Origin of the sequence: Celeribacter arenosi (assembly GCF_039539485.1) — a bacterium.
In the GTDB taxonomy this organism is placed as follows: Bacteria; Pseudomonadota; Alphaproteobacteria; order Rhodobacterales; family Rhodobacteraceae; genus Celeribacter; species Celeribacter arenosi.
The window spans coordinates 463,082-484,912 of the sequence record NZ_BAABDF010000003.1 but is presented as its reverse complement, the minus strand read 5'-3'; the positions used below and the strand labels follow the sequence as shown (position 1 = coordinate 484,912).

Sequence of the window (21,831 nt, the reverse complement as noted above, 5' to 3'; positions counted from 1 at the left end):
CGAAGCGACGAAGGTAAAGGCGCCGATGGCAACGATACCGACGAGCTGTGTCCCAAAGGACGTGCCGTCATTGGTCAGCGGAACCGCAATGGTACCCCAGATGCCGCAGATCAGGTGGACAGGGATAGCGCCGACCACGTCATCGATCTTGAGCTTGTCGAGGAACGGCACTGCAAAGACCACGATCACACCACCGATACCGCCGATCAGGAGAGACATGAACAGGGACGGGGTGAGAGGTTCTGCGGTGATGGACACGAGGCCCGCGAGTGCACCGTTGAGAACCATGGTGAGGTCGATTTTGCCGTAGACCAGCTGGGTTACGATCAGCGCTGCAACCGCACCGGCAGACGCCGCCATGTTGGTGTTCACGAAGATACGGCCAACGTCGGTGATGTCGCCAACGGTACCGGCCGCAAGCTGCGAACCACCGTTAAAGCCGAACCAACCGAGCCACAGGATGAACGTACCCAAAGTTGCGAGGGCGAGGTTCGAACCGGGGAACGCGTTGACTTTGCCATCTTTGTATTTGCCCAGACGTGGACCCAGAATGATGGCACCGGCAAGAGCAGCCCAACCACCAGCAGAGTGAACCAGTGTGGAACCTGCAAAGTCGGAAAAGCCCATTTCGGAGAGGAAGCCGCCGCCCCACTGCCAGGATGCTTCGATCGGGTAGATCAGGCCTGTCAGAACGATAACGAAGATAAAGAACGGCCAGATTTTGATCCGCTCTGCGAGTGTACCGGACACGATGGACGCGGTGGTCGCACAGAACATCAGCTGGAAGAAGAAGTCGGATGCGACAGATGCATAGTCGAGAGATGCGTCCGCAACGTCGAGACCGACAGGCTCCATAGAGGCCAGACCGAAGGAGCCGATGACGCCTTCAATCATCCATTCGCCCGGATACATCATGGAGTAACCGACGAACCAGTACATGATCCCCGCAAAGGCGAAGAGCGCAATGTTTTTAAGAAGTTGCGTGCTCACGTTTTTGGAGCGCACAAGGCCGGCTTCGAGCATCGCAAAGCCCGCAGCCATCCACATCACAAGAAAGCCGCCAATCAAGAACAACAGCGTTGTCATGATGTACGGGCCGATTTCGTCAAAGCCCGGTGCCGCCGCGTCTTGCGCGGACGCCATGAGCGGGATCAGTGTCGCCGCAGCCGTGGCCGGAATGAGTTTAGTGAGTTTCATCTGAGTTGGTCCCTTTCGTCTCGATGAAAAGCGCGGATTAAACCGCGTCGTCATTGGTCTCGCCGGTGCGGACGCGCACGGCGCCTTCTACGTCGAGTACGAAGATCTTGCCGTCGCCGATCTTGTCGGTTTTGGCGGTTTTAGCGATGGTGTCGACAACCTGTTCGGCCATGGCATCTGCCACAACGATCTCAAGTTTTACCTTCGGCACGAAATTCACGGCGTATTCAGCACCGCGATAGATTTCGGTGTGACCCGATTGCGAGCCAAAGCCTTTGATTTCAGTCACCATCATGCCGCGTACACCGATACCGGTCAGCGCCTCGCGGACTTCTTCAAGCTTGAATGGCTTGATTGCAGCAATAATGAGTTTCACTTGTTTCCCCTTCCGTTAGAGCGGGCGGCTGCCTTGTGCGGCAGTCACGGCCCGAGCAAAACGATGTTAAGGGCGGGTTCACAAGAAATGCGTGGGTCGAAAAGCAGGCATATACACCACTTGATGCACAAAAAATGCACAAATAGGCAGAGTTGATTAAAACTTAGGCGGTTTAAGAAGGCGGAGTTTTGCCGCTTTTTCCGTGGGCTTCCCCGTGCCCCCTGATGTAGTCTGCGATAAAAGAGCCAAAACAGGCGAGCAGACGGTATGGTGAGACAGGGCAACGGCGACAAAAAGCTGGTGGCAGAGCGGCGTTACGCGGCAGATTCGCGCAAAAAACCGCAAAAAACCCGAAAACCGCGCAAAAAACCCGCAGGGCGCAAACCCGCGGGCGGGCCGATTCGCCGTCTGTGGCGCTTTTTGATGCGCCTTATCTGGGTCATCGTGTCGCGAACCGCCCTCGCAGGGGCCGTCGTTCTGGGTGCTGCGGTCTTTTACATCTACACCACGCTGCCCCATTACGGCGACCTTCTGGACGGGCGCGCACGCGGATCGGTCACCATGCTTGACCGCAGCGGCGAGGTCTACGCGTGGCGTGGCGAACAGTTCGGCGGCCAGATCACCGCCGACACCGTGTCGCCCCATCTCAAAGACGCCATCATCGCGACCGAGGACAAACGCTTCTACCGCCACTTCGGTGTCTCGCCCCGCGGCATCGCCTCTGCCGTGCGCATCAACCTCTCGGAGGGACGCGGCCCCCTCTCGGGGCATGGCGGCTCGACCCTGACCCAACAGACCGCGAAACTCCTGTGCCTCGGCGTGCCCTTTGATCCAAAGAAATGGGAAAGCCAGACCGAATATGAATCCGACTGCCGCCAGACCACCATGGCGCGCAAGATCAAGGAAATGGTCTACTCCATGGCGATGGAAGTGGCCTACACCAAGGACGAAATCCTCGCGATCTATATGAACCGCGTCTACCTCGGCGCCGGTGCCAACGGGTTTGAGGCCGCCGCCCAGCGCTACTTCGGCAAATCCGCCGCGCAGGTGAACATCGCCGAGAGCGCCATGCTCGCAGGCCTGCTGACCGCGCCGTCACGCTATGCGCCGACCTCCGACCTCAAACGCAGTCAGGAACGCGCGGGCATCGTGCTCCTCCTGATGAACCAGCAGGGCATGATCACCGACGCCCAGCGCGCAGAGGCCAAAGCCTCCCCCGCCCAGCTTTCCGAAACGGCGGAAAAACGCGCCGGCGGCTACTTTGCCGATTGGGTCATGGGCGCAGGCCCCGACTTCCTCACCCGCGACACTACCGAAGACGTCATCATCGAAACCACCTTCGACCAGAGCATTCAAAACGCCGCCGAAGAGGCGCTCGTCTGGGTCTTTGAAAACAAGGTGCGCGCAGGATCAGAGGCACAGGCCGCCATCGTCGTGATGAGCGCGGATGGCGCCGTGCGTGCCATGGTGGGCGGGCGCAAACTCAAAGTCTCCGGTGCCTTCAACCGCGCCACACAGGCCAACCGTCAGGCAGGCTCCGCCTTCAAACCCTTTGTCTACGCCGCCGCACTCGACATGGGCTACCGCTATGACAGCGCGATCGTGGACGAACCGATCACCGTCAATATCCCCGGCTCCGGCGCGTGGGAGCCCCAGAACTACGACCGCTCCTTCCACGGCGCGGTGACCCTGACCGAGGCGCTCAAACATTCCTACAACATCCCCGCCGTCAAACTCGCCATGGATGTGGGGCTTGAGAACGTGCGCACCGTGGCGGAGATGTTCGGCCTCGACAGCGACCTCGCACAGGGGCCCGCGCTCGCGCTCGGCGCCTCGGAAACCACGCTGCTCGATCTGACGGGGGCCTATGCGGGCATCCTCAACGGCGGCTCGTCGGTCACGCCCTATGGCCTCAAATCCCTGCGCATCAAAGGCGACACAGACGCGATCATGGGACAGGACGGCGGCCTTGGCGAAAGGGTCATCACCCCCGACGCCGCCCAGCAGTTGATCTACATGATGTATAACGTCGTCCAATCGGGCACCGGCACCCGCGCGCGTCTCGACGGGATCGAGTCGGCGGGCAAAACCGGCACCACACAGGCCGCGCGCGATGCGTGGTTCATGGGCTTCACCTCGGACTACGTGGCGGGCGTGTGGATGGGTTATGACGACAACACCCCCCTCACCGGCGTGACCGGCGGCGGTCTGCCCGCGCAAATCTGGCACGAAACCATGGCGCGCGTGTATGCCAACCGCGAAGCTGGCCCCCTGCCGATGATCCGCCCCGCAACGCCCCCGCGTATCCCGGGCACGACCACCACCGCGCAGTCGGGCGGCCAGTCGGGCGCTCAGACGGGCACCACCCAGAACACCAACCGCGGGCAGAGCAAGACCGAAAAAGTCCTCATCGACATCCTCAACCAGATTTTCGGCGGCAAAAACTAAAAGCGCGCCGGAATGACCCGGCGCGCATCTATTCTCTTCGGACCTGGACGCCTTAGACGAGCGAGGCCGTCAGTTTGTCGATCGACCCACCGGCCTTGTCGAGCAGCGCGCCAATCTCGGCCCGCTCGGATTTGAGCAGGGAAATCCCCTCGATCTGCAAATCAATGAACTTGCCCGAGGCATCGTGCACGATAAAGGAAATCGCGAAAGGCGCTTCGCCTTTGAGGATCGCGGTGCACTGCACGTCATAGATCGAATTGACCTTCTGCGTGCGGTTTACCTTGATCTCGCCACCGATGAATTCGCGGAAACGCGACCCGTATTTGCGCGCCACATAGGTCTGGAACGCCTTGGTAAAGGCATTCAACTGACCCGAAGACACCGTGCGCGCCGTCGGACCGAGAACCGACCGCGCGATGCTGGCAGTGTCGGCGTAGCGTGTGAGGACTTTCTCGAAATCAACATACATCTGGTTTTCGGATTTGCCCGAATTGATGATGCCGTTGATCTCGGAAACGGCTTTCCCGATCAGGGTTTCCGCCTGCGCCGTGGAAAACGCAAATGCGGCCACCGGCATCACAGACGCCATGGCAAAGGCCGCGCCAGAGGCGATCAGGGAACGGCGGGTCAGCAAATGATTACTCATAGAAGTCCTCGTAAATGTCATAGGCGGCACCCGATGTGTCTTCGCCCGTCGTTTGTGTCGCGCCCTGCCCGAGGGTAAAGCGGCGGTTGTCCAGATAGGTCAAACGCATCTGCGCATAACTATCTGCGCTCTCATATAGGACGCTTTCGTAGAGATCAGAATAGCGTGCGCGATCATCCGCCAATTCACCGACCTTCAAAACGCTCCTGACACGCGTTTGTGATGGGTCCAGAAGCGGCCCGAGAGGGTCGAGCATCACATCGACCACGAATCCCAAGGCATCGCGCTCCGTCGATGGCCCCATGACCGGCAGAACCACATAGGCCCCTTCGCCCACACCCCAGCGCGCCAATGTCTCGCCAAAATCGCTCTTGCGCTCGGGTAGACCCGCCGAGGTCGCGGGATCAAAGAACCCGCCAATCCCCATGGTCGCATTCAAAACCAGACGCGCCGAATTGTGCAGCGCATCGCCAAAGCGGAACTGCAACACATCGTTGATCACCATCCCCGGCAGCGACAGCGTATCGGACATATTGGACACGCCCTGACGCAAATCATCGGGCACAACGCCATAGGCTTTGCCCACCGGCCCCACGAACGCGCGGTCAATCGCCACGTTGGTCTCATGCCAGCGCCGGTTCGTCTCCTCGAACGGATCATTGATCCCGCGGCTCTGCGGAGCGGTACAGGCAGACAATAAAAGCGCCGCGGCGAGAGAGGCGAAAAGCGGAAGACGGAACATGGAACAAACCTAACTATTGGCGGATCGGATATGGGTAACGGCGCCGGACACGCTGCATATAAATGCCACATATGCCGGGTAGAGAACATGCCCAACCAAAAATGCGACAGCCGCGCGATGCTGTGGCAAAGTTTCAACAGATGATGCGGCGCGCATCCCAGCACTCTACAGTGTTGCGCACTGTGGATGGAATCGGGGTATGACCCAGTCATGAGTAACGCTGAGAATCGCTTGGGGCTCGAAGAGCTCGCCGAGGTGCGCCGCCGTTCGCGCGGTCTATATTGGTCAACGGCGGTGTTTTCCGCCTGTGTGAACATGCTGATGCTGACCGGCCCGCTGTTCATGCTTCAGGTCTATGACCGTGTGCTGGGCTCGGGCTCGGAGGCGACTTTGGTCGCGCTCTTCGTGATCGTCGCCTTCCTCTACCTGATGATGGGACTTCTGGACGGCGTGCGCTCGCGCGTGCTTTCGCGGATCGCCGCACGGTTCCAAACCGACCTCGAAGACCGCGTGTTCCACGCCTCCATGGCACAGGCCGCCAGCGAACCACGTCAGGTCGCGCGCGTGCGCGCCATGGACCACCTCGCCGCCATCCGCCGCTTTCTGGCCTCTCCGGTTATCGCGGCGATGTTCGATTTGCCCTTCGTGCCGCTGTTCCTCGCCGGTATCGCGATTTTCCACCCCTACCTCGGCATGCTCGCCTTCTTCGGCGGTGGTATCCTCGTGCTGCTCACGCTCATTCACCGCATCGCCGCCAAACGCGGTCAGGAAACCGCCCAACAGGCAGAGGCAGAGGCCACCGGCATGGCCGCCCGCATGACCTCCTCGGCGGAGGCCCTGCGCGCGCTCGGCATGCAGGAAAGCTCCTATAAACGCTGGCTGAAATCACGCCGCACGGCTCTCGAAAAAGCGACCGCTGGCGAAGACGTCACCCAATCCTTCACCGCCTTCTCACGCGCCATGCGCCTGTTTTTGCAATCGGCCATGCTCGCGCTCGGCGCCTATCTCGTGCTGCAACGCGAAGTCACCGCCGGCGCGATGATCGCCTCCTCGATCCTTCTGGGGCGCGCCCTGCAACCCGTCGATACCCTGATCGGCCAATGGCAGGTGCTGCAACTGGCGCAACGCGGCTGGGCCGACCTTGGCGAATTGCTCGGCAGTCAACGCCCCGCCGCGCCGCGCACGCCGCTGCCACGCCCCGCCGCCCGCCTGAGCGCCAATCAGGTCTCCGTCGTGCCCCCGGGCCAACAACAGGCCTCGCTGCGCATGGTGTCCTTTGACCTCGAACCCGGTCAGGCACTCGGCGTGATCGGACCCTCGGGGGCGGGCAAATCGACGCTGGCGCGCGCCCTGACCGGCGTGTGGCCCACCACCTCGGGCGCAATCCGTCTGGATGGCGCGAAACTCGACCAATACGACCCCGAGGCGCTCGGCCAACACATCGGCTACCTGCCCCAACAGGTCACGCTGTTTGACGGCACCATCGCCGAAAACATCGCCAAACTCGACCTCAACCCCAACGCGGAGGCCGTCGTCGCCGCCGCGAAAAAGGCCGACGCCCATAATCTCATCCTGTCGCTGCCCAATGGCTATGACACCCATGTGTCCTCCGCCTCCGGCCTGCTGTCGGGCGGGCAACTGCAACGCATCGGTCTGGCGCGCGCCTTCTTTGGCAACCCCGTGCTGGTGATTCTGGACGAACCGAACTCCAACCTCGACAACGACGGCTCCGCGGCCCTCAACAAAGCGATCCGGCGCCACAAAGAAGAAGGCGGTGCCGTGCTCATCATGGCCCACCGCCCCTCGGCCATTCAGGAATGCGACATCCTCCTGATGCTCGACGGCGGCATGCGACGCGCCTTCGGGCCCCGCGACGAGGTGCTGCGTGAAATCGTGAAAAACTCCAAACAGATCCTCGAAGGCTCCAAACAAGGAGGCGGCGTCCAATGAGCGATGTTTCCGCCAATATCGCCCGCTCCGCGCGCCGCGTCGTCATCTTCGGCCTGATCTTCGTCGTCGCCCTCGTGTGCGGCTTTGGCGGCTGGGCCGTGATGGCGCGCATCGACGGTGCCGTGGTCGCCTCCGGTCAGGTGCAGGTCGACCAGAACCGTCAGGAAATCGCCCACCGCGATGGCGGCGAAGTGGCATCGGTCCTCGTACGCGAAGGCGACATCGTCAAAGCCGGCGACCTGTTGATGACCCTCTCGGGCGAAGACGTGGCCAGCGAACTGGTGATCGTCGAGGATCAGCTCAACGAACTCCAAATCCGCGCCGCCCGTCTAGAGGCGGAGCGCGACGGCGCGCCCACCATCACCTTCCACGACGAAATCGCCGCGCTCATCGGGGCCGACGCCGAAGTGGACCGCATGGTCGAGGGGCAGACAAACCTCTTTGACGCCCGCCGCACCACCGCAGAGACCGAAATCGAACAACTCTCGCGCCAACGCGACCAGATCGAGGCCCAGATCGATGGCCTTCAGGCACAGGCCGCTGCCCTCGTCGAACAACGCAGCCTCGTGGAGGAGGAACTCACCTCCCAACAAACCCTGCTCGACCGTGGCCTCACCCAACAGGCCCGCGTCATTGCGCTGCGCCGTGATATCGTGTCGGTTTCCGGCGAACTCGGCCGCCTCGAGGCCGAACAGGCCCGCGCCCGCGTGCAAATCACCGAAATCGAATTGCAGAAGCTCAAATCCACCTCGGACCGGCGCGAAGCCGCGATTGCCGAGCTGCGCGATACCCAACTCAACATCCTGCGCCTGTCCGAACAACGCAGCGCCCTGCGCGCCCGCCTCGCGCGTCTCGAACTGCGCGCCCCGGTCTCCGGCGTGGTCTATAACCTGAGCGTCTTTGGCCCCGGCGCGGTCGTCTCGCCCGCTCAACCGGTGCTCTTTCTGGTGCCACAGGACCGCCCGCTGATCATCTCCGCGCGCGTCAACCCGATCCACATCGATCAGGTCTATCCCGGCCAACCCGTGCGCCTGCGCTTCACCACCTTCGACCAACGCACCACACCGGAACTGACCGGCTCGGTCATTCTCGTCTCCCCCGACGCCTTCCTCGACGAGGCCACAGGGCAGAGCTTTTATCGCGCCGAAATCCAGCTCCCCGAAGAGCAACGCGCGCGTCTGCCGGAGGGCTCGACCCTCATCCCCGGCATGCCGGTCGAGGCCTTCATGTCCACCGGCGAACGCTCCGCCCTTGCCTATCTGACCAAACCGCTGGCCGATTATTTCAACCGCGCCTTCCGCGAAGACTGACACCCACCTTCCTGCCCCGGAGTTCCCATGGATATCGACGCCAAACTCGCCGACCTCGGCCTGACCCTGCCCGACGCCCCCGCGCCCGCGGCCAACTACGTGCCCTTCGTGCAAAGCGGCGCACAGCTCTTCGTCTCCGGCCAGATTTCGAGCGACCAAAACGGCCTGATCCTCGGCAAACTCGGCGGCACGATGGACGCCGCTGCGGGCGCAAAGGCGGCTGAACGCTGCGCCTTGGCGCTGCTGGCGCAACTGCGCGCCGCTCTCAACGGTGACATGTCACGCCTCGTGCGGGTGGTGAAACTGACCGGCTTTGTGAACTCCACCCCCGATTTCACCGACCAGCCAAAGGTCATCAACGGCGCCTCCGATCTTCTCGTCGCGCTCCTCGGCGACAAAGGCCGCCACGCCCGCTCGGCCGTGTCCGCCGCGTCCCTGCCGCTCGGCGTGGCCGTCGAAATCGAGGCCATTTTCGAGATCGCCTGATGCCGCCTCTCCCCGATGCCTTCCTCGCCCGCCCGATCACCCACCGCGCCCTGCACGATGGCAATGTGACGCGCGCCGAAAACAACCTCGCCGCCATCGACGCCGCCATCGACGCGGGCTTTGGCATCGAAATCGACATCCAACCCGCCCGCGACAACACCCCGATGGTGTTTCACGACTACGACCTCGCCCGCCTCACAGACCTGCGCGGTCCTATCGCGATGCAAACCACCGACACCCTGTCACGCGCGACCTTCACCACCGGCGAGACCGGCGTGCCGACCCTCGCCGATGTGCTCAAACGCATCGCAGGCCGCGTGCCCCTGCTCATCGAGATCAAGGATCAGGACGGCAATATGGGCCCCGACATCGGCCCCCTTGAGGCCGCCATGGCCCCGCTGCTCAACGCCTACAAAGGCCCCGTGGCGGTGATGTCCTTCAACCCGCACTCTGTGATCGAAATGGCCCGCCTGTCCCCGCAGATCCCGCGCGGCCTGACCACCAGCGCCTTTGCGCCCGACAACTGGCCCCTGCTCAGCGACCAGACCCGCCGCCACCTGCGCACCATCCCCGACTATGACACCGCGGGCGCCTCCTTCATCTCGCACCACTGGAGCGACCTTGGCACCCCCCGCGTGCGCGCCCTCAAAGACAGCGGTGCCAAAATCCTGTGCTGGACTGTCAGATCGGGCGATGACGAACGCGCCGCGCGCACTGTTGCCGATAATATCACCTTCGAATCCTACCTCCCCGCTTGACCCTGCCGCATGGTGCCCCAAACCTAGGGTGAACAAAGGGCCAATCGTGTCAGAACAAATCACCATCACCGTCTCCTCGACCATCACGGACATCGCGCCCGACGAATGGGATGCCTGCGCACGCGCGCCCGCCACGGGAACCGCCCCCGATCCCTTCACCACCCACCGCTTCCTCGCCGCCCTCGAAGCCTCCGGATCGGTCGGCACAGGCACCGGATGGCACCCGCGCTACCTGATGGCCAAACGCGGCGAAGACACCATCGCCGTCGCCCCCGCCTACCTCAAATCCCACTCGCAGGGCGAATACGTCTTCGATTTCCAATGGGCCCATGCCTATGAAAACGCGGGCGGGCGCTACTACCCGAAACTGCAAATCGCCGTGCCCTTCACCCCCGTCACAGGCCCGCGCCTGCTGACCCGCGAAGGGTGCGAGGAAATCGGTCAGGCCGCCCTCGTCCAAGGCGCGGTGCAACTGTGCGATCAAATGGGGCTCTCCTCGCTGCACATCACATTTTGCACCGACACAGAGGCCGCAGCGGGCGAAGACATGGGCCTGCTCACCCGCCTAGGCCAACAATTCCACTGGGAAAACAACGGCTACGCAGACTTCGACGCCTTCCTCGCCGCGCTTTCGTCGCGCAAACGCAAAAACATCCGCCGCGAACGCGCGCAGGCCCAAAGCTTTGGCGGAGAGATCATCCAACTCACCGGCGACGCCATCCAACCCGAACACTGGGACGCCTTCTGGACCTTTTACCAAGACACAGGCGCGCGAAAATGGGGAACCCCCTACCTCACCCGCGCGTTCTTTGATCATGTCCATGAAACAATGCGCTCCGAAATCCTCCTCATCCTCGCCACGCGCGATGGTCACCCCGTGGCCGGTGCGCTCAACTTCATCGGGCAAAACACGCTGTTCGGGCGCTACTGGGGGTGCAGCGAACACCACCCCGCGCTGCATTTCGAACTCTGCTACTATCAGGCCATCGACTACGCCATCGCCAATGGCCTCACCCGCGTCGAAGCCGGCGCGCAGGGCGAACACAAACTCGCCCGTGGCTACCTGCCCAACGAAACCCATTCGCTACACTGGATCGCGGACGCCGGTTTCCGGCGCGCCATCGCCGACTACCTCGATCAGGAACGCGCGGCCGTGGGCGAAGAGGTCAGCCTGCTCACCGCCTACGGGCCATTTCGAAAAACCAATCAGGAGAGCGACCATGACTGATATCCTTTCCGACCCCGATCGCGCCGAAAAGCTTGCCCCCCTCCTCGACACCGGCTGGGCGGAAACCGAAGGCGGCGCGGCCATCGCAAAACGCTTCAAATTCCCCGATTTCACGCAGGCCTTCGCTTTTATGACCCGCGTGGCGCTGCATGCAGAGAAAATGAACCACCATCCCGAATGGACAAACGTCTACCGCACAGTAGAAGTCATCCTGTCCACCCATGACGCGGGCGGGCTCACCGACAAAGACATCAAACTCGCACGAAAAATGGATGAGGCCGCACCGCATGCTTGAAAAGTTTCTCACGACCGAAATCTACGGCGGCAAATCCATCGGCGACATCCTGACGCTGGAATTCCTCGTCAGCGCGGTGGGATCGGTCCTGTCGGCAACCGCGCTGCTTCTGATCGGGTTCTTCTTCGCAGGCTGGGTCAGTCGCCGTGTGCGCGGCATCTCCGATCGCTACCCGCATCTGGACGCGACGCTGTTCGGCTTCTTCTCCAACATCGCCCGCTACACGATCATCGCCTTCACGGTGCTCTTGGTGCTCAATACCTTCGGCATCCAAACCACCTCTCTGGTCGCGGCCATCGGTGCCGCCGGTCTGGCCATCGGTCTGGCGCTGCAGGGCACGCTCTCCAACGTCGCCGCAGGCGTGATGATCGTCTTCTTCCGCCCCTTCAAAAACGGCGATTTCGTCGAGGTCGCGGGCAAAATGGGCACCGTCAAAGACATCTCGCTGAACTTCACCGAACTGGCCGACACCTCCAACGTGCAGGTCATCGTGCCCAACGCGCAGGTCTGGGGCGACATCATCACCAACTACTCGGCCAATAAAATGCGCCGCGCGGAATGGGTGTTCGGGGTAAGCTATGGCGCCAACCTGAAAACCGCCGAAGAGGTGATCCGCAAAACCATCATGGCCGACACGCGCTCCAAACCCGACCCCGAACCCTTTATTCAGGTCAATAATCTGGGCGATTTCTCGGTCGATTTCCTCGTGCGCGTCTGGGTCAATGGCAGCGACTATTTCGCCTATCAGGCCGACATGAAACGAAAGGTCAAAGAGGCGCTCGACCAAGCGGGCGTGGACATCCCCTTCCCGACCCGCACCGTTCTGAGCAACGCAGGTTAAATCCGACCACCCGCACAAACAAAACGCCGCAGTCTCCTGCGGCGTTTTTCGTAACTCATGACGGGCCGGTTTACATCTCGGCCAACAATCCCTCGCCTGCGGAAATCCCGCACACACCGGGGCTGTCCTCGATGTTGATCACCTTGACCACACCATCCTCGGCATAGAGCGCGAAACGTTTCGAGCGTTTGTAAAAACCCGCACCCGGCGCGGTCATGTCCAGACCCGCGGCGCTGACGAATTCCGAACCCGCATCCCCGACCAGCGTAATGCCCGCCGCACCCGCACCGGTGGCCGACGACCACGCGTCGAGCACGAAGGGATCGTTCACCGCGAGGCAAATCACCTCGTCCACGCCCTTGGCATCGAACTGGCCCTTGGTGCGGATAAAGCTCGGCAGATGCGCGTTGGTACAGGTGCCGGTAAACGCGCCGGGCAGACCAAAGAGAACCACGTTGCGGCCCGCGAACTTCTTGGCCAGATCAACCTGCTCGGGCCCCTCGGCGCCCATGATCAAAACCGTTCCGCCCGGTAGTTTGTCGCCCACAGAAATTGTCATTTGTCATGTCTCATCGTTGCGTTTCCAATGACCCGAGATGTAGGGTCCCGCACGGAACTGTCCAGAGGAAAAACATGAGCCATTTCATCATCATCGGTGCCGGACAGGCAGGTCAGACACTCGCAGGCACCCTGCGCGCTCAGGGTTTTGATGGCGACATCACCCTGATCGGTGACGAAACCGCGCCGCCCTACCAACGCCCGCCGCTGTCGAAATCCTACCTTTTGGGCGACATGCCGCTGGACCGGCTCTACCTGCGCCCGCGCAGTTGGTATGATGATCAGAACATCCGCCTCGTCACCGGCCAATCGGTGCGCGCCATTGACCCGGCGGCGCATCGCGTGACGCTGGAGGATGAAACGCTTTCCTATGACAAACTCGCCCTGACCACCGGATCGCTGCCCCGCCGCCTGCCCGCCGCCGTCGGCGGTGACCTCGACGGCGTCTACACCATGCGCAGCCTCGCGGACGCCGACGCCATGGGCCCCGAACTGGTCGACGGCGCGCGCGTCCTCATCGTAGGGGGCGGCTACATCGGGCTGGAGGCCGCCGCCGTCGCCGCCAAAAAGGGCCTCACCGTCACGCTCGTCGAAATGGCCGACCGCATCCTGCAACGCGTCGCCAGCTCGCAGACCTCCGACTATTTCCGCGACCTGCATAGGTCCCACGGCGTCGACATCCGCGAAGGCGTCGGCCTGCAAACCCTCACCGGTGACACCCGCGTGCGCGCCGCCACGCTCACTGATGGCACCACGCTCGACGTGGACTTCGTGATCGTCGGCGTCGGCATCACCCCCGCCGCAAAGCTGGCCGAAGACGCGGGTCTCACCCTCGACAACGGCATCGCCTGCGACGACCACGCCCGCACCAGCGACCCCGATATCTACGCCGCGGGCGACTGCGCATCCTTCCCCCATGCGGGCGCGCAAATGCGTCTGGAATCCGTGGGCAACGCCATCGACATGGCCGACGTCGCGGCGAAAAACATGGCCGGCGACGATGTGACCTACACGCCCAAACCGTGGTTCTGGTCCGATCAATACGACATCAAACTGCAAATCGCGGGCCTGTCCACCGGCCACGACCGCGTGGTGGTGCGCGACGGCGAAACCTCGCGCTCGCACTGGTATTACGCCAACGACCGCCTCATCGCGATCGACGCCATGAACGATCCGCGCGCCTATATGATCGCCAAACGCCTCATCGAAGCGGGCAAAAACGTCGACCCCGACATTGCCGCCGACCCCGAGGTCGACCTCAAACCGCTCCTGAAATCCTGATGCGCATTATCGCAGGCAAACATCGCGGCCTCACGCTCGCCTCGGTAGGCAAAGGCGACGCGGGCGCCCATCTGCGCCCGACCACCGACCGCACGCGCGAAAGCCTGTTCAACGTCCTCGCGGGCGGCCGTTTCGGCGACCCGATCACAGATGCCACCGTCCTCGACCTCTTTGCGGGCACCGGCGCACTGGGGCTGGAGGCGCTGTCGCGCGGCGCATCCCACGTCACCTTCGTGGACGACGGGCGAAAGGCACAGAGCCTCATTTTCGAAAACATCGCCAAATGCCGCGCGCAATCGGACACCACCCTACTGCGCAGCGACGCTACCCGCCTGCCCGGCAACCTCGGCGCGCCCTTCACGCTGGTCTTCCTCGATCCGCCCTACGCCAAATCGCTCGGGGAAAAGGCGCTTGCCGCCGCGCTCACCGGCGGCTGGATCGCCCCCGACGCCCTGATCGTGTGGGAAGAAAGCGCCGAGATCACCCCGCCCGACGCCCTCACCCTGCTCGACACCCGCCGCTACGGCGACACCAAAATCCACTTTCTGGAGCCCGCATGAAACCCGATCTCTTGATTTTCGACTGCGACGGTGTCCTCGTGGATAGCGAACCGCCCACGCTGGCGCTTTTGCGCGATGACCTCGACGCCCATGGCCTCACCCTCACCATGGATGACATCGAACGCGACTACACCGGCCTGATGATGTCCAACGTCGCCAAGAAAGCCGTGGCCAATGGCGCAACGCTGCCCGACACATGGGTCCCCGATTTCTACGCCAAAATGTTCGACCGCCTGCGCGACGGCGTGGCCCTGATCGTGGGTATCGAATCCGCCCTCGACGCGCTCGACGCCGCTGGCATCCCCTATTGCGTCGCCTCCAACGGCCCGATGGAGAAAATGGAGATCACGCTCGGCGCGCATCCCGCCTTCTACAAACGCCTCGCGGGCCGCCTGCACTCCGCCCACACCCATGGCACGGGCAAACCGGACCCCGAGCTGCTGCTGATCGCCGCGCGCTCTATGGGCGTCGATCCCACCCGCGCGATCATGATCGATGACAGCCCCTCGGGCTGCATCGCGGCGGCGCGCGCCAATATGCGCTGTTTTGGGTTCGACACACGCGGCGATGGCGCGCATCTCACCGCAACGGGCGCCGAACACCTCGCCGCCATGGCCGACCTGCCCGCCCGCCTCGGCCTGACAAATCCGCGCTAAACCGCCCCCAAGACAAACCTCCAAGACAAGAAGAAAGGGCCACCCCACCCCTGGACCGGCCCTTTCAAAGGGGCGATGCGCCTACCGCCCTATAACCGCTCTAACGGTTAGATATTTCCGGTCACTTGCTAACCGTGATCGCCGCGCCCGTGGTGTCAATCCACGGGTGGCTTGCCAGTGCATGATCCACCGCAGCGCGGGCATCCTGAACCAAAGCTGACGCAGGGTAACCTTTGGCCGTCATCTCGGCAACCCACTCTGCAATCACCTCTTCGCCCAAGGCGCGGATTTTTGCCGTTTCCTCTTCGCTGAGCACAGCGATTTCATTGCCCGATGCCGCAATCTCGACCAACCCGTCCTCGTCACCCATGTCATAGGCAACGCCCGACCATTCGCTGGCCATCAGGCCGGAGTTGGCATCAATCACCGCTTTCAGATCATCGGGCAGGCTGTCGTATTTCGCCTTGTTCATCGCCCAGATGAAATAGAGGTTATAAAGCGACCGGTCACCGGCCACATCGGTGTGGCTGTCGGTCAATTCGTCGAGCTTGAGCGATGGTGCCATCTCGAACGTAATCACCCCGCCATCAAGAACCCCCTTGGCGAGCGCTTCGGGAAAGGCCGGAACCGGCATCCCCACAGGCGTCGCCCCGAGTTTGTCCAACAGCAACGTTGAGGTGCGCGTCGGCGCGCGCAGCTTCAGCCCCTTGAAATCCTCAATCGTGGTCAGCGCGGCACCCTTTTTGTGGACCAAACCCTCGCCATGCATGTGCGCGGCCAGAACCTTCACATCGGCGAAATCATCCATCAGGTGCTTTTGGGTAAACTCCCACGCCGCGATGGACGCCAACTCACCCGACTTCGCGGTGATGAACGGCAACTCCAGCGCCTCGACCTCGGGGAAACGGCCCGGCTGATAACCCGGAATGACCCAGCCCCCGTCAATCGCGCCATCGCGGATCAGGTCGTATTGGTCCGGCGCACGGCCCCCCAACTGCATCAGCGGATAGATCTCGATCTTGATGCGACCCTCGCTCTCGCGTTCGATCTTCTCTGCCCATGGCTCCATGAAATACATCGGCGACCCGGAGGCGGGCGACACGAAATGCTGGAAACGCAGCGTGACCTCCTGGGCAAACGCACCTGTGGTTCCTGCGAAAAATAGCGCCGCTGCGGCTACGGATTTGGTGAGATTATGCATGGGCAAGCCTCCTTCGTGACTGGCTTGGGGTGCGGACAAAGCCGCAGACGGGATAGACATGGGGCGGATTTACCCTAGTTGCAAGTCATTCTCAACTAGATACATCCAGCCCCCGAAAATCCCGGATTTAAGTCGTTGCTTTTATTCATATTTATGAATTTTAGCGCTGACGGAGAATTGGCGCGGTTTATTCCCCGTAAGTCGGAAAAAACGCATTTGTCGGCGATAGCGTAAAGATTTCGGCCCCCGTCGCGGTCACCCCGATGGAGTGCTCGAACTGCGCCGACAGTTTGCGATCCGCCGTGATCGCGGTCCAATCGTCCTTCAACACCTTGGTCTCGGGGCGGCCCAGATTGATCATCGGCTCGATGGTGAAAAACATCCCCTCTTCGAGAACCGGACCCTGACCCGCGCGCCCGTAGTGCAGCACATTGGGCGGTGCATGGAACACCCGCCCGAGCCCATGACCGCAGAAATCGCGCACCACAGACATCCGCTGGCTCTCCGCATAGGACTGGATCGCGTGCCCGATATCGCCAAAGGTATTGCCCGGCTTCACCGCCTCGATCCCGAGCATCAGGGAATCGTGCGTCACCTGAATAAGACGGGCGGCGAATTTCTTCGGCGTGCCCGCGACATACATCCGGCTGCTATCGCCGAACCACCCGTCCTTGATCACGGTGACGTCGATGTTGATGATATCGCCGTCGAGCAGAACGTTATCCTTGCGCCCCGGAATCTTGCCGTCGGGAATGCCGTGACAGACGACGTGGTTCACCGAAATGCACGAGGCATGGCGATAGCCCTTATAGCCAATCGTCGCCGACACCGTGCCCAGTTCCTCCACCCGACGGCGGATAAAATCGTCGATCGCCTCGGTCGTCACCCCCGGCTCGACCAGAGCCGCCACTTCGTCAAGGATTTGCGCGGTCACCTGACCGGCGGCCTGCATGCCTGCAAAATCCGCGTCCTCATGGATGCGAATGCCGTCCTTGGTGATGCGGCCACGATGGGTTTCGTCCACGTCTTTCTCCTTCGTCTTTGCGCACGATATAGGCGTTTCGCCCGCAAAGGGCTAGTACCTAGGCGTCACATCAGGGCGAGTGGCGCGGGCACAAACTCGACACCCTGCGGCCCGACCTCCACACCATAAACGCGAAAGGCAACGCCCGCCGCGCGCGCCGCATCCGCCGCCGCCGCATATGCGGGATCAATATCGCCCGCCACAGTCATCCGGTCGCAATCATCGCGCCCGACGAGATAGAGCAAAACCGCCCCGTCCCCCGCCGCCACCCGCGCCGCCAGTTCCCCCAGATGTTTCGCCCCGCGCGCGGTCTTGGTGTCGGGAAACTCCGCCAATCCCGGCGCGCGCGACAGGGTCACCGACTTCACCTCGACCCAAATGCGCCCCGCCGCACTCTCCACCAGAAAATCCGCCCGCGAATTGGCGCCATAGGGCACCTCGGCGCGCACCTCGCCCTGCAATCCCTCGATCAAACCGGCGCGCAGCGCCTCGCCCACAACGCGATTGGCGATGCCGGTATCTACCACCACCGTCGCGCCCCCGACCTCGACGAGCCGCCATCCATAATCCAACTTCTTGCGCGGATCGCTGTTGGGTTCGACCCAGACCCGCATTCCCGCCTCGGCCATCCCCAACATCGACCCGGGGTTGGGACAATGCACCACAACCTCGCGCCCGTCAGGCAACAAAACATCGGCCAGAAACCGTTTATATCGCCGGATCAACACCCCGGACACGAGTTCAGTTTGAAAGCGCATGGTCCCCGCCCTATACCGATCCCCAACGCGCGTTCAAGGAGGAACACATGTCAAACCCCACCGCCGCCATGCCCAGCGCCGCGATGCTCGTCATCGGGGATGAAATCCTCTCGGGGCGCACGCGCGACGCCAATATGCACCACCTCGCAGGCGAATTGACCCGCCACGGCATCGACCTGCGCGAAGTGCGCGTCATCTCCGACGACCGCGACGCCATCATCACCGCCCTGCGCGCGCTCTCAGGCACCTACGACCACGTCTTCACCTCCGGCGGCATCGGCCCGACCCATGACGATATCACCGCCGATTGCGTCGCCGCCGCCTTTGACACCCCCATCGACGTGCGCGACGACGCCCGCGCCCTGATGGCCGCGCATTACGCCGCCCAAGGCTCCGAATTCACCCCCTCGCGCCTGCGCATGGCCCGCATCCCCGATGGCGCAACGCTGATCGAAAACCCGATCTCCATCGCCCCCGGATTTACGCTGCAAAACGTGCATGTCATGGCCGGCGTCCCCAATATCTTTGCCGCCATGGTCGCCTCTCTCCTGCCCACGCTGACCGGCGGCGACCCCCTGATGTCGCAAACCTACCGCATCAATCGCGGCGAAGGCGTGGTGGCCGACCCGCTGCGCGATCTGGCGACCCGCTACCCCGATCTCTCCGTGGGCTCCTACCCGTTCCAACGCAACGGCGCCTATGGCACCAATATCGTGATCCGTGGCAGCGACGGCGCGCGCATCGACGCCGCCATGGTCGAACTCTCCGCGCTCTTCCCGCCCGAATGATCGCACCCGCCACCCTATTCGCCGCCCTTTTCACCGCACTGGAGGCCGCATGGCCCCCCGCGGCCACGACCGCGCTTGGCCCCTTCACCTACCGCACCGGCGCGGGCGGGGGAAAACGCGTGAGCGCGGCCACCGCCACCGCACCCCATTCCCCCTCCGACCTGACCAAAATCGAGGCCCGCTTTGCCGCCGACGCACGCCCCCCGATCTTCATGATCCGCGACGGATCCCCGACAGACGCCGCCCTCGACTCAGACCTCGCCGCGCGCGGCTACCGCATCCTCGACCCCGTCACCCTGCGCATCGCCCCCATCGACGCCTTCTCCCCCACAGACCCCGACCGCACCTACCCCGTCTGGCCGCCCCTCGCGGTGCAGCGCGAGATCTGGCGCCACGACGGCATCGGCCCCGATCGCATCGCCATCATGACCCGCGCGCAGACCCCCAAAACCACGCTTCTGGCCCGCATCGGACAGGCCCCCGCAGGCACCGCCTATGTGGCGCTCGCCGATGGCATCGCCTCGGTCCACGCGCTAGTCACCGATCCCGCCCTGCGTGGGCGCGGCGTGGCGCGCGCGATGATGAACTGCGCTGCCGACTGGGCGCGCGAAAGGGGCGCAAAATCCCTCTGCGTTCAGGTCACAGACGCCAATGACCCCGCCAACGCACTCTATTCTTCGCTTGGAATGACGCCCTGCGCCCACTACCACTATAGGGTGAAATGACCCGACCGCGCCCCCTCATAGCCCTCCTTGGGACCGCAGCATGCGCGATCGCTCTGGCGTCGGTTTCGCCCGCGCCTCTGGCCGCCTTTGACCTGCCATCTGCCGCGCAACTCACCATGGAACGCTCCACAGCGGAGCGCAGCTTTTCCTTCCCCGTCACCACCTATAGCGACGAAGGCGTCACTACCATCGACGTGCTCGGCACCCGAAACCGGCGCGCCTATCGCCTCACGGGAACCTCGCTGACGCCTTACCAAATGATCGCGCCTCTGGCCGCCCAGCTGGCCGCCGCCGGATACACCAGCCGCCTTGCCTGCGCCGATGTGGTCTGTGGCGGCTTTGATTTCCGCTATCGCCTCGCGCTGCTGCCCGAACCGGCGATGCATGTCGATCTGGGCAACTTCCAATACCTTCTGGCCACCCATGAGGACGGGCGCGCCGCCTCCATCGTCACCTCGCGCGGGCGCACGGCGGGCTTTATCCACCTCACCGAGGTCTCGCCCAAAGGGGCCCCGCGCCTGATCGTGGACACCGTCGCCCCCTCGCCGACCGAGACCACAACGACCAAAGTCATCACCGCCCCCGCAGGCAGCATTCCCGCCGAGCTTTCCCAAACCGGCCATGTCTCTCTGGATGATCTGTCCTTCGCGCCGGGGTCCTCGACACTGGGCGATGGCCCCTTCGCGTCTCTGGCGGAGCTTGCCAAATACCTGCGCGACGAACCACAGGCGCGGATGGTGTTGGTCGGCCATACCGATAATGTCGGCGCGCTCGACGCGAACCAAGCGCTCTCGACCGCCCGCGCACGCGCCGTGCGCACACGGCTGATCGACGCCCATGGCGTCGCGTCGGATCGTCTGGATGCAATGGGGGTGGGCTATCTCGCGCCGCGCGCCTCCAATGCAACCCCCGAGGGGCGCGAAGCGAACCGGCGCGTCGAAGCCGTGCTGGCCGCGCCCGAATAAGGCGCAGCCAAAGCTCTAGTTTCTTACCACTTTTCAGGGCCTTTATCGGCAAAGGAGTTCACGAGGAAATCGATGAACGCACGCACCTTGGGCTGGGTAAAGCGACCCGGCGGGTAAACCGCATAAACACCTTGGGTTTCTTCGGGCAGACCGGGAATGGCCTCCTCGATCAACCCCTGCTCCATCGCATCCGCATAGAGGAAGGATGGCAGATAGGCGATGCCGAGACCCGAAATCGCCGCGTTCAACAACGACTGCCCGTCATTGACCGTCAACCAACCGGCGGTGCGCACCTGACGCTTTTCACCCGACGGCGCGGTCAGTTTCCAAACCGCGTTGTTGGCCTGATTGGAGTAATGCAAAAGCTTGTGCTCGTTGAGATCGTCGATCTTCATCGGGCGGCCGAACTTCTGGAAATAGGACGGGGAGGCGACCATTTTCTTGGTGGTCTCGGTCAGTTTACGGGCGCGCAGCGTGCTGTCTTCCAGCTCACCGATCCGCACGGCCATATCAAAGCCTTCCGAAATCAACTCAACATAGCGGTTGTTGAGCACCATATTGACCGTGATGTCGGGGAATTCGCCCAGAAACTCGCCCAATACCGGCGACAGGTGGTTCACACCGAAATCCGTGGCCACCGAAATCCGCAACAGACCCGAGGGCGCCGATTGCATCGACGTGACGAGAGCATCCGCCTCGCCCGCATCGTTGAGAACGCGGCGCGCGCGGTCATAATAGGCCAGACCGATCTCCGTGGGCGACACCCGCCGTGTGGTACGGTTCAGCAACCGTGCACCCAGTCGCGCTTCCAATGAGGAAACGTGTTTTGAAACTGCGGATTTTGAAATCCCCATTTTCTTGGCTGCATCAGTGAAACCGCCTTGATCCACAACCGTGGCGAAGGCCTCCATTTCAGTCAGTCTATCCATCAGCAAAATTCCGTCGTCTTGGCCCCTAAGAGCTCAAAGGTGCCAAAACAATCAGGCAAGAATGCGGAGGAGCGGCGACAATACGAAGGAGAACTAGAGATCGTTTTGC

General features: G+C 62.7%; 23 protein-coding genes. 14 read left to right on the top strand and 9 right to left on the bottom strand.

Going from position 1 to position 21,831, the window contains the following annotated elements:
• Both ABD815_RS04540 and ABD815_RS04535 read right to left on the bottom strand, forming a co-directional pair.
• Window positions 1–1,197: ammonium transporter family protein (locus ABD815_RS04540; RefSeq protein ID WP_344844034.1), on the bottom strand; the 1,197-nt coding region annotated here is incomplete at its 3' end.
• 37 nt (window positions 1,198–1,234) lie between these two features.
• Entirely contained in the window at window positions 1,235–1,573 is a 339-nt protein-coding gene (locus ABD815_RS04535) for a P-II family nitrogen regulator (protein WP_344844033.1), read from the bottom strand.
• Window positions 1,574–1,840: 267 nt separating this feature from the next.
• On the opposite strand from ABD815_RS04535, the gene ABD815_RS04530 reads away from it, so the two are divergent.
• Window positions 1,841–4,021, top strand: coding sequence for a transglycosylase domain-containing protein (locus tag ABD815_RS04530; RefSeq protein WP_344844030.1), 2,181 nt, complete (start codon window positions 1,841–1,843; stop codon window positions 4,019–4,021).
• A 52-nt stretch (window positions 4,022–4,073) separates the two neighbouring features.
• Here ABD815_RS04530 and ABD815_RS04525 read toward each other — a convergent pair whose 3' ends face one another.
• Both ABD815_RS04525 and ABD815_RS04520 read right to left on the bottom strand, forming a co-directional pair.
• The gene (locus ABD815_RS04525; RefSeq protein ID WP_344844027.1) at window positions 4,074–4,667 is read right to left on the bottom strand and encodes an MlaC/ttg2D family ABC transporter substrate-binding protein; all 594 of its coding nucleotides are present in this window, start codon (window positions 4,665–4,667) and stop codon (window positions 4,074–4,076) included.
• Window positions 4,660–5,409: an MlaA family lipoprotein gene (locus ABD815_RS04520; protein WP_344844024.1), complete on the bottom strand. Its 750-nt coding sequence runs from the start codon at window positions 5,407–5,409 to the stop codon at window positions 4,660–4,662. The genes ABD815_RS04525 and ABD815_RS04520 overlap by 8 nt, the downstream gene beginning before the upstream one ends.
• Window positions 5,410–5,619: 210 nt before the next feature.
• Here ABD815_RS04520 and ABD815_RS04515 point away from each other — a divergent pair, with 210 nt between their 5' ends.
• The 7 genes from ABD815_RS04515 to ABD815_RS04485 are packed head-to-tail and all read left to right on the top strand — an operon-like array spanning window position 5,620 to window position 12,277.
• Complete coding sequence (locus ABD815_RS04515) at window positions 5,620–7,359, top strand: type I secretion system permease/ATPase (RefSeq protein ID WP_344844021.1); 1,740 nt, start codon at window positions 5,620–5,622, stop codon at window positions 7,357–7,359.
• Window positions 7,356–8,669, top strand: a complete 1,314-nt coding sequence (locus ABD815_RS04510; RefSeq protein WP_344844019.1) for an HlyD family type I secretion periplasmic adaptor subunit — start codon at window positions 7,356–7,358, stop codon at window positions 8,667–8,669. Before ABD815_RS04515 ends, ABD815_RS04510 begins: the two co-directional genes overlap by 4 nt.
• A 27-nt stretch (window positions 8,670–8,696) precedes the next feature.
• On the top strand, window positions 8,697–9,155 hold the full coding sequence (locus ABD815_RS04505) for a RidA family protein (protein ID WP_344844016.1): 459 nt from the start codon (window positions 8,697–8,699) through the stop codon (window positions 9,153–9,155).
• Window positions 9,155–9,913, top strand: a complete 759-nt coding sequence (locus tag ABD815_RS04500) for a glycerophosphodiester phosphodiesterase family protein (protein ID WP_344844013.1) — start codon at window positions 9,155–9,157, stop codon at window positions 9,911–9,913. The genes ABD815_RS04505 and ABD815_RS04500 overlap by 1 nt, the downstream gene beginning before the upstream one ends.
• Window positions 9,914–9,956: 43 nt before the next feature.
• Complete coding sequence (locus ABD815_RS04495; RefSeq protein ID WP_344844282.1) at window positions 9,957–11,141, top strand: GNAT family N-acetyltransferase; 1,185 nt, start codon at window positions 9,957–9,959, stop codon at window positions 11,139–11,141.
• Entirely contained in the window at window positions 11,134–11,436 is a 303-nt protein-coding gene (locus ABD815_RS04490; protein ID WP_344844011.1) for a 4a-hydroxytetrahydrobiopterin dehydratase, read from the top strand. The genes ABD815_RS04495 and ABD815_RS04490 overlap by 8 nt, the downstream gene beginning before the upstream one ends.
• Window positions 11,429–12,277 (top strand): mechanosensitive ion channel family protein, encoded by an 849-nt coding sequence (locus ABD815_RS04485; RefSeq protein WP_344844009.1) that lies wholly within the window; start codon window positions 11,429–11,431, stop codon window positions 12,275–12,277. The genes ABD815_RS04490 and ABD815_RS04485 overlap by 8 nt, the downstream gene beginning before the upstream one ends.
• Window positions 12,278–12,347: 70 nt before the next feature.
• On the opposite strand, the gene ABD815_RS04480 is transcribed toward ABD815_RS04485, so the two are convergent.
• On the bottom strand, window positions 12,348–12,836 hold the full coding sequence (locus ABD815_RS04480) for a peroxiredoxin (protein ID WP_344844006.1): 489 nt from the start codon (window positions 12,834–12,836) through the stop codon (window positions 12,348–12,350).
• A gap of 74 nt (window positions 12,837–12,910) precedes the next feature.
• Here ABD815_RS04480 and ABD815_RS04475 point away from each other — a divergent pair, with 74 nt between their 5' ends.
• The 3 genes from ABD815_RS04475 to ABD815_RS04465 are packed head-to-tail and all read left to right on the top strand — an operon-like array spanning window position 12,911 to window position 15,332.
• Complete coding sequence (locus ABD815_RS04475; protein ID WP_344844005.1) at window positions 12,911–14,116, top strand: NAD(P)/FAD-dependent oxidoreductase; 1,206 nt, start codon at window positions 12,911–12,913, stop codon at window positions 14,114–14,116.
• Window positions 14,116–14,676, top strand: a complete 561-nt coding sequence (gene rsmD / locus ABD815_RS04470) for a 16S rRNA (guanine(966)-N(2))-methyltransferase RsmD (RefSeq protein WP_344844002.1) — start codon at window positions 14,116–14,118, stop codon at window positions 14,674–14,676. Before ABD815_RS04475 ends, rsmD begins: the two co-directional genes overlap by 1 nt.
• Entirely contained in the window at window positions 14,673–15,332 is a 660-nt protein-coding gene (locus ABD815_RS04465; RefSeq protein WP_344843999.1) for an HAD family hydrolase, read from the top strand. Before rsmD ends, ABD815_RS04465 begins: the two co-directional genes overlap by 4 nt.
• 121 nt (window positions 15,333–15,453) lie before the next feature.
• Here ABD815_RS04465 and ABD815_RS04460 read toward each other — a convergent pair whose 3' ends face one another.
• The 3 genes from ABD815_RS04460 to sfsA all read right to left on the bottom strand — a co-directional run bounded on the left by ABD815_RS04460 (window position 15,454) and on the right by sfsA (window position 18,315).
• On the bottom strand, window positions 15,454–16,533 hold the full coding sequence (locus tag ABD815_RS04460; protein ID WP_344843996.1) for a TRAP transporter substrate-binding protein: 1,080 nt from the start codon (window positions 16,531–16,533) through the stop codon (window positions 15,454–15,456).
• A gap of 187 nt (window positions 16,534–16,720) precedes the next feature.
• On the bottom strand, window positions 16,721–17,557 hold the full coding sequence (gene map, locus ABD815_RS04455; RefSeq protein WP_344843993.1) for a type I methionyl aminopeptidase: 837 nt from the start codon (window positions 17,555–17,557) through the stop codon (window positions 16,721–16,723).
• Between the two features lie 65 nt (window positions 17,558–17,622).
• Complete coding sequence (gene sfsA, locus ABD815_RS04450; protein WP_344843990.1) at window positions 17,623–18,315, bottom strand: DNA/RNA nuclease SfsA; 693 nt, start codon at window positions 18,313–18,315, stop codon at window positions 17,623–17,625.
• Window positions 18,316–18,362: 47 nt separating this feature from the next.
• Here sfsA and ABD815_RS04445 point away from each other — a divergent pair, with 47 nt between their 5' ends.
• From ABD815_RS04445 to ABD815_RS04435, 3 genes are read left to right on the top strand one after another with little or no spacing between them, the layout of a single operon-like run.
• Window positions 18,363–19,103 (top strand): competence/damage-inducible protein A, encoded by a 741-nt coding sequence (locus tag ABD815_RS04445; protein ID WP_344843987.1) that lies wholly within the window; start codon window positions 18,363–18,365, stop codon window positions 19,101–19,103.
• On the top strand, window positions 19,100–19,828 hold the full coding sequence (locus ABD815_RS04440) for a GNAT family N-acetyltransferase (RefSeq protein ID WP_344843984.1): 729 nt from the start codon (window positions 19,100–19,102) through the stop codon (window positions 19,826–19,828). The genes ABD815_RS04445 and ABD815_RS04440 overlap by 4 nt, the downstream gene beginning before the upstream one ends.
• A complete protein-coding gene (locus ABD815_RS04435; RefSeq protein WP_344843982.1) occupies window positions 19,825–20,793 on the top strand; it encodes an OmpA family protein in 969 nt (322 codons plus the stop codon). The genes ABD815_RS04440 and ABD815_RS04435 overlap by 4 nt, the downstream gene beginning before the upstream one ends.
• A 23-nt stretch (window positions 20,794–20,816) precedes the next feature.
• Here ABD815_RS04435 and ABD815_RS04430 read toward each other — a convergent pair whose 3' ends face one another.
• The gene (locus ABD815_RS04430) at window positions 20,817–21,722 is read right to left on the bottom strand and encodes a LysR family transcriptional regulator (RefSeq protein WP_344843979.1); all 906 of its coding nucleotides are present in this window, start codon (window positions 21,720–21,722) and stop codon (window positions 20,817–20,819) included.
• Window positions 21,723–21,831: the final 109 nt, after the last annotated feature.

Bases quoted from the DNA above. Each gene is read 5' to 3' on its own strand.
- ABD815_RS04475 (WP_344844005.1), top strand. From the start codon at position 12,911: ATGAGCCATTTCATCATCATCGGTGCCGGACAGGCAGGTCAGACACTC.
- ABD815_RS04430 (WP_344843979.1), bottom strand. From the start codon at position 21,722: ATGGATAGACTGACTGAAATGGAGGCCTTCGCCACGGTTGTGGATCAA.
- ABD815_RS04435 (WP_344843982.1), top strand. From the start codon at position 19,825: ATGACCCGACCGCGCCCCCTCATAGCCCTCCTTGGGACCGCAGCATGC.
- ABD815_RS04510 (WP_344844019.1), top strand. From the start codon at position 7,356: ATGAGCGATGTTTCCGCCAATATCGCCCGCTCCGCGCGCCGCGTCGTC.
- ABD815_RS04440 (WP_344843984.1), top strand. From the start codon at position 19,100: ATGATCGCACCCGCCACCCTATTCGCCGCCCTTTTCACCGCACTGGAG.
- rsmD (WP_344844002.1), top strand. From the start codon at position 14,116: ATGCGCATTATCGCAGGCAAACATCGCGGCCTCACGCTCGCCTCGGTA.
- ABD815_RS04525 (WP_344844027.1), bottom strand. From the start codon at position 4,667: ATGAGTAATCATTTGCTGACCCGCCGTTCCCTGATCGCCTCTGGCGCG.
- ABD815_RS04490 (WP_344844011.1), top strand. From the start codon at position 11,134: ATGACTGATATCCTTTCCGACCCCGATCGCGCCGAAAAGCTTGCCCCC.
- ABD815_RS04520 (WP_344844024.1), bottom strand. From the start codon at position 5,409: ATGTTCCGTCTTCCGCTTTTCGCCTCTCTCGCCGCGGCGCTTTTATTG.
- ABD815_RS04515 (WP_344844021.1), top strand. From the start codon at position 5,620: ATGAGTAACGCTGAGAATCGCTTGGGGCTCGAAGAGCTCGCCGAGGTG.
- ABD815_RS04480 (WP_344844006.1), bottom strand. From the start codon at position 12,836: ATGACAATTTCTGTGGGCGACAAACTACCGGGCGGAACGGTTTTGATC.
- ABD815_RS04485 (WP_344844009.1), top strand. From the start codon at position 11,429: ATGCTTGAAAAGTTTCTCACGACCGAAATCTACGGCGGCAAATCCATC.
- ABD815_RS04505 (WP_344844016.1), top strand. From the start codon at position 8,697: ATGGATATCGACGCCAAACTCGCCGACCTCGGCCTGACCCTGCCCGAC.
- ABD815_RS04530 (WP_344844030.1), top strand. From the start codon at position 1,841: ATGGTGAGACAGGGCAACGGCGACAAAAAGCTGGTGGCAGAGCGGCGT.
- ABD815_RS04465 (WP_344843999.1), top strand. From the start codon at position 14,673: ATGAAACCCGATCTCTTGATTTTCGACTGCGACGGTGTCCTCGTGGAT.
- sfsA (WP_344843990.1), bottom strand. From the start codon at position 18,315: ATGCGCTTTCAAACTGAACTCGTGTCCGGGGTGTTGATCCGGCGATAT.
- ABD815_RS04445 (WP_344843987.1), top strand. From the start codon at position 18,363: ATGTCAAACCCCACCGCCGCCATGCCCAGCGCCGCGATGCTCGTCATC.
- ABD815_RS04500 (WP_344844013.1), top strand. From the start codon at position 9,155: ATGCCGCCTCTCCCCGATGCCTTCCTCGCCCGCCCGATCACCCACCGC.
- ABD815_RS04460 (WP_344843996.1), bottom strand. From the start codon at position 16,533: ATGCATAATCTCACCAAATCCGTAGCCGCAGCGGCGCTATTTTTCGCA.